We start from the raw sequence: 4,216 nt of genomic DNA, 5'->3' as shown, positions 1-4,216 counted from the left end.
TAGTGGCTCAGTTTTGGACGTGACGCCTGGCTCAGTTTTGCTCGTGATTCAACACGTCCATGGCCTGGCGGTCGCGGTGGCAGGCTTCCAGCAGCGCCTGCTTCAGCGCCAACTGCTGCTCGGGGTGCTCTTCGCCCGCCCAGTGCAGCAGGCGGTGGGCATGGAAGGTGTTGTAGATGCGGCCGCGGCCTTCGGTGTTGAAGGTGAAGCCCAGCTCGGCCCCGCGCTGGCGGATGGTCTCGCGGATCTGCGCCTGCTGTTCCGGCGTCGAGCCGTACTTGCGGGTCAGGTGCTCGCCGATGTCTTCGCCGCCGGGCGGCATCTGCGGGTTCAGCTCGAACGGCTGGAAGCGCAGCGTGAACTGCATCTCGTCGGCCAGCTGGGCCATGGCCTGGCGCAGCGAGGCCAGGCCAATGGCGCACCACGGGCAGGACACGTCAGAGACAAAATCGAGTTGCAGCGTGGTGGCCATGGGAGTGAAGCTCCGGTTCAGCGGGCGAGTTCGGCGCGCATCGCGTCGATCACGGCCTTGTAGCTGGGCTGGCCGAAGATGGCGCTGCCGGCCACGAAGGTGTCGGCGCCGGCGTCGGCCACGCGGCGGATGTTGTCGACCTTGATGCCGCCATCGATTTCCAGGCGAATGTCACGGCCCGATGCGTCGATGATCTTGCGCACCTTCTCGGCCTTGCGCAGCGTGCTGTCGATGAAGCTCTGGCCACCGAAGCCGGGGTTGACGCTCATCAGCAGCACCACGTCCACCTTGTCGATCACCCATTCCAGCACGTCCACCGGCGCGGCCGGGTTGAACACCAGGCCGGCCTGCACGCCTTCGGCCTTGATGAGTTGCAGCGTGCGGTCGACGTGCGTGGAGGCATCGGGGTGGAAGGTGACGATGTCGGCGCCCGACTTGGCAAAGGCCGTAGCCAGCGCGTCGACCGGCTGCACCATGAGGTGCACGTCAATGGGCACGGCGGTGCCATCGGCGCGCACGGCGTGCTTGCGCAGCGCCTGGCACACCATCGGCCCGAACGTCAGGTTGGGCACGTAGTGGTTGTCCATCACGTCGAAGTGGATCCAGTCGGCCCCGGCGTCGATGACGTGGCGCACTTCCTCACCCAGGCGGGCGAAATCGGCGGACAGGATGCTGGGGGCGATGCGGAAGGTGCGCGACATGCAGGAAACCTCGGGGGGACGGACAAACCGCCATTGTAGGAAGGCGGCCGAAAGGCCGGGCCGGGCCATCGACCATGACGGCGCCATGGACAGCCCCACACGATGCTGGGTTTTGTGACGGACGTCACGAACGGGCTTTCCCTAGAATGGGTCGCATGAGCCTGCCTGAATTCACCTGCTCCGTCCGGCCCGAGTACCTGGCCGAGCAGAGCAACCCCAGCCGCAACGAGTACGCGTTCAGCTACACGGTCACCATCCGCAACACCGGGGCGGTGACGGCGCAGCTGGTGGCGCGGCAGTGGCTCATCACCGATGCCACCGGCCGCACCCAGGAGGTGCGCGGGCTGGCCGTGGTGGGCCACCAGCCGGTGCTGAAGCCGGGCGAGCAGTTCGAATACACCAGCTGGACCAGCCTCGACACCCCGCATGGCGTGATGCAGGGCACCTTCTATTGCATGACCGAAGACGCCCGCCCGTTCGAGGCGCCCATCGCGCCGTTCACGCTCGCGCGGACCCAATCCCTTCATTGATGGCCTGGCTCAAGACCCTGCTTCGCCCCCTGACCCGTCAACGCTGGTGGCCGCGGCCCGGCAACGGGATGTCTCTTGAAGCGCTGCTGGACAGCGCCGACCCGCATGCCCCGCTGGTGGAGCGCCACCTGTGGTTGATCCAGCTGATCGACTGGGTGCGCCGCGGCGAACGTGTGAGTGGCACGCAGTACGTGGTGCGGCTGCTGGCGATGCAGCCCGAGCGGCGCGCGCGCGTGGTGGCCCTGCTCGCCGCCTTCTGGCGTGACACCGATGTGGCGGCGCTGCTGGCGGATTACGGCTTTTCTCCGCGAAGCTCCTTCCTGAACGAACTGGGCGAGCGCCTGCGCCGCAAGACGCTGCCCGGCACGCCGGACACCGGCGACCTGGCCCGCCTGTTCACGCTGCTGTTCGACGACCCCCACGACGCCGCCTGGCTGGAGCGCCTGGACGCGGCCACGCTGGCCGAGTTGGCGGCGCTGTGGCGCGAGGCCCTGGCCGAGCCCACGGTGTCCGCGCGCACAGCGGGCTGGCGCGAGCCCTTTCTGGATGCGATCGCCTACCTGGTTTCGCAGGTGCGGGCTGCCGGCATGTCGCCCGCGTTTCGTGGGCGGCTGGGCACGCGGGTGGACGACGGCATCCCCGATGAGCGGGATGCAGGCCTGCCTGCGCAAACGGTGGCCGCGCAACTCAACGACGAGCAGCTGGGCCGCCAGGCCTTCCGGCAGCTGGGCCGGGCCGCCGAACGCCTGCACGAACTGGCGCTGACCGAGGCCGAACGGCCCGATGGGGACGACCACGGCCCCTCGACCGCACTGCTGCAGGAGGCGCAATACCTGCGTGCCTTGCTGGACCGCTGTGCTGCGGCGGCCAGCGGCCTGCACGGCCACCTCGAGGCGCAGGGCATCTCGGTGGACCTGGTGTTCCAGATCGACCAGCTGTGCGCGCGCTGCCGGCGCGTGGAGCAGCTGCTGGAGGTGATTCTGGCGCCCCAGCCGGCCCCGGTGCTGCGCAACCTGCTGTGCGAACTGCTGGAGCAGGGCCAGCGGCGCCGCAGCGTGCGCGCGCTGTTCTCGCGCCATTACGCGATGCTGGCGCGCAAGGTGGCCGAGCGCAGCGCTGAAACCGGTGAGCACTACATCACCCGCAACCGGGCCGAGTACCGCGACATGCTGCGCCGCGCGGGCGGCGGCGGTGTCGTGATCGCCGGCACCACGTACATGAAGTTCGCGGTGATGGCGCTGGGCCTGTCGCCCTTCTGGGCCGGGCTGGGCGCAGGGCTGAACTACGCGGTCAGCTTCGTCATCGTGCAGCTGCTGCACTGGACGGTGGCCACCAAGCAACCGGCCATGACGGCCCCCGCCATGGCGGCGCGCCTGTCCGACACCCGCACCGACGAGGCCATCGAAGGGTTCGTGGACGAGGTGGCGCACCTGATCCGTTCGCAGGTGGCCGGCATCGTGGGCAACCTCGCGCTGGTGGGCCCGCTGGTGCTGCTGGCCCAGGTGATGGCGTGGTGGGCACTGGGCAAGCCGCTGATCAGCCCCGCCAAGGCCGAGTACGTGCTGCATTCGCTGACGCTGCTGGGCCCCTCGCTCTGGTATGCCGCCTTCACCGGGGTGCTGCTGTTTGCCTCCAGCATCATCGCGGGCTGGGTGGAGAACTGGTTCGTGCTGCACCGTCTGGACAGTGCCCTGCGCTGGAACCCGCGGATCCGGCTGTGGCTGGGCGCAGACCGCGCCGCCTACTGGGCCGGCTGGTGGCGCGAGAACATTTCGGGGCTGGCGGCCAACGTGTCGCTGGGGATGATGCTGGGTCTGGTCCCGGTGATCGCAGGCTTTCTGGCGCTGCCGCTGGACGTGCGCCACGTGACGCTGTCGATGGGGCAGCTGATGGCCGCGGCGGGCACGCTCGGTCCCGATGTGATCCACCACCCCGGCTTCTGGTGGTGCGCGGCCGCCGTGCCGCTGACCGGGCTGCTGAACGTGGGGGTGAGCTTCGTGCTGGCCCTGCGCGTGGCGGTGCGTTCGCGCGAGGTTCGTGTAAGCGACCGGGCGCGTTTGCGCAAGGCCGTGTGGCGCCGCGTGCGTCGTCAGCCCTTGAGCTTCCTGTTCCCGCCGCGGGAGGCCGCGTCGGCCTCGCTGGCCGGCTCGGCCACCGGGCCGGTCGAGCCGCGGCCCTGATCCTCGTCGGCCACGGGCCCACCGGGCCCGTCGTCGTCGAGCTCACCGCCGCGTCGGCCCGAGAACATCGTCCACCACACGACGAAGCCCAGCAGCGCCAGCGCGGCAGCGGCTTCCAGCACAATCAGGTCCATGATCGTTCGTCCGTTGAAACCGGGGCGCACCGGCCTGCTCGCGGCCATTGTAGGCACCCTCGCCGCCTGCACCAGCGTGCCCCTGCCCCCGCCGCAGAAACCTGCGCCCGTGGTCACTCCCACCCCGTTGCCCCCGCCCGCCGTTCCCGTGCCGGGCCGCACCGGCCCCATTCCGGGCGCGCTGCAGCGCACCAAGTCG

Annotated in this window: 4 protein-coding genes and 2 pseudogenes; 3 read left to right on the top strand and 3 right to left on the bottom strand. The window is 69.7% G+C overall.

Annotated elements, in window-relative coordinates:
- Positions 1-49 precede the first annotated feature (49 nt).
- Both Q0Z44_RS18160 and rpe read right to left on the bottom strand, forming a co-directional pair.
- Positions 50-472, bottom strand: a pseudogene (locus Q0Z44_RS18160) (DsbA family oxidoreductase); the annotation flags it as partial.
- 17 nt (positions 473-489) lie between these two features.
- Positions 490-1,173, bottom strand: coding sequence for a ribulose-phosphate 3-epimerase (gene rpe, locus Q0Z44_RS18155; protein WP_109033830.1), 684 nt, complete (start codon positions 1,171-1,173; stop codon positions 490-492).
- A gap of 155 nt (positions 1,174-1,328) precedes the next feature.
- Between rpe and apaG the strand changes: the two genes are divergently transcribed.
- On the top strand, positions 1,329-1,703 hold the full coding sequence (gene apaG, locus Q0Z44_RS18150) for a Co2+/Mg2+ efflux protein ApaG (RefSeq protein WP_298015396.1): 375 nt from the start codon (positions 1,329-1,331) through the stop codon (positions 1,701-1,703).
- Positions 1,703-3,883 (top strand): site-specific recombinase, encoded by a 2,181-nt coding sequence (locus tag Q0Z44_RS18145; RefSeq protein ID WP_366517642.1) that lies wholly within the window; start codon positions 1,703-1,705, stop codon positions 3,881-3,883. The genes apaG and Q0Z44_RS18145 overlap by 1 nt, the downstream gene beginning before the upstream one ends.
- Here Q0Z44_RS18145 and Q0Z44_RS18140 read toward each other — a convergent pair.
- Positions 3,793-4,017, bottom strand: a complete 225-nt coding sequence (locus Q0Z44_RS18140; RefSeq protein WP_298015394.1) for a hypothetical protein — start codon at positions 4,015-4,017, stop codon at positions 3,793-3,795. The two genes, Q0Z44_RS18145 and Q0Z44_RS18140, sit on opposite strands and share 91 nt — an antisense overlap.
- Between Q0Z44_RS18140 and Q0Z44_RS18135 the strand changes: the two are divergent.
- Positions 4,016-4,216: pseudogene (locus Q0Z44_RS18135) on the top strand (hypothetical protein); the annotation flags it as partial. The gene Q0Z44_RS18140 and the pseudogene Q0Z44_RS18135 sit on opposite strands and share 2 nt — an antisense overlap.

Source organism: uncultured Aquabacterium sp., assembly GCF_947366995.1.
GTDB lineage: Bacteria > Pseudomonadota > Gammaproteobacteria > Burkholderiales > Burkholderiaceae_C > Aquabacterium.
The sequence above is the reverse complement of the archived record's forward strand: the minus strand, read 5'-3'. Positions and strand labels throughout refer to the sequence as shown.

Coding starts and splice junctions, on each gene's coding strand:
- rpe (WP_109033830.1), bottom strand. CDS start 1,173: ATGTCGCGCACCTTCCGCATCGCCCCCAGCATCCTGTCCGCCGATTTC.
- apaG (WP_298015396.1), top strand. CDS start 1,329: ATGAGCCTGCCTGAATTCACCTGCTCCGTCCGGCCCGAGTACCTGGCC.
- Q0Z44_RS18145 (WP_366517642.1), top strand. CDS start 1,703: ATGGCCTGGCTCAAGACCCTGCTTCGCCCCCTGACCCGTCAACGCTGG.
- Q0Z44_RS18140 (WP_298015394.1), bottom strand. CDS start 4,017: ATGGACCTGATTGTGCTGGAAGCCGCTGCCGCGCTGGCGCTGCTGGGC.